Genomic DNA, 634 nt, shown 5'->3' on the forward strand with positions numbered 1-634 from the left:
ATCTACTTCTTCTTCCCCTTCAAACAGGGGTGCAGCGACGTCTTTGGCGTGAGCAGATCGCCGACAACCTACGACCTTACGTGCAATTCTCTGCAGGACCAACGCTGGGGTGGGTTTATCCCTACTTTAACGATCACAACCAGAACAATCGCTATGAGCCGGAACTAGGCGAGCGCATTTACGACGTATTTCAAGCACTGCCTAAAGGCCGTTTGCATCCCGGCATTGGGGGTATGGTGGTGTTCGGGGCCTACTTTGGTACCAGCTATCGTGCTGTGCAGGGCGTACGCTTTGGCTATGCACTCCACTACTTTCCCCGTCCCGTTCGGCTTTTGGAAGGCAACACGCCTTCACAGCGCTTTTTTGGAACCCCAATCATCAGCTTAACTTTTGGCCGGCTTTACGAAGACCAGCTTAAACATTAAATCGGAATAATATCACGTCTCCATCTTGCACCACGTATTCTCGGCCTTCTGAACGCAGCAAGCCAGCTTCTCGGGCGGCAGCTTCGGAGCCGCAGCGCACGTAGTCCTCGTAAGCAATAGTTTCAGCACGAATAAAACCCCGTTCAAAATCGCTATGTATTATCCCAGCAGCTTGAGGGGCTTTGGTGCCGCGCCTGATGGTCCAAGCT

Annotated in this window: 2 protein-coding genes; one reads left to right on the forward strand and one right to left on the reverse strand. The window is 52.7% G+C overall.

Annotated elements, in window-relative coordinates; genetic code table 11:
- The coding region (locus tag NW827_RS09380) for a hypothetical protein (RefSeq protein ID WP_414503612.1) at positions 1 to 425 on the forward strand (425 nt) is incomplete at its 5' end.
- Here the strand turns inward: NW827_RS09380 and NW827_RS09385 are convergent.
- The coding region (locus tag NW827_RS09385; RefSeq protein WP_414503613.1) for a DUF933 domain-containing protein at positions 415 to 634 on the reverse strand (220 nt) is incomplete at its 5' end. The two genes, NW827_RS09380 and NW827_RS09385, sit on opposite strands and share 11 nt — an antisense overlap.

The organism is Synechococcus sp. H70.1 (genome assembly GCF_047502705.1).
GTDB lineage: Bacteria > Cyanobacteriota > Cyanobacteriia > Thermostichales > Thermostichaceae > Thermostichus.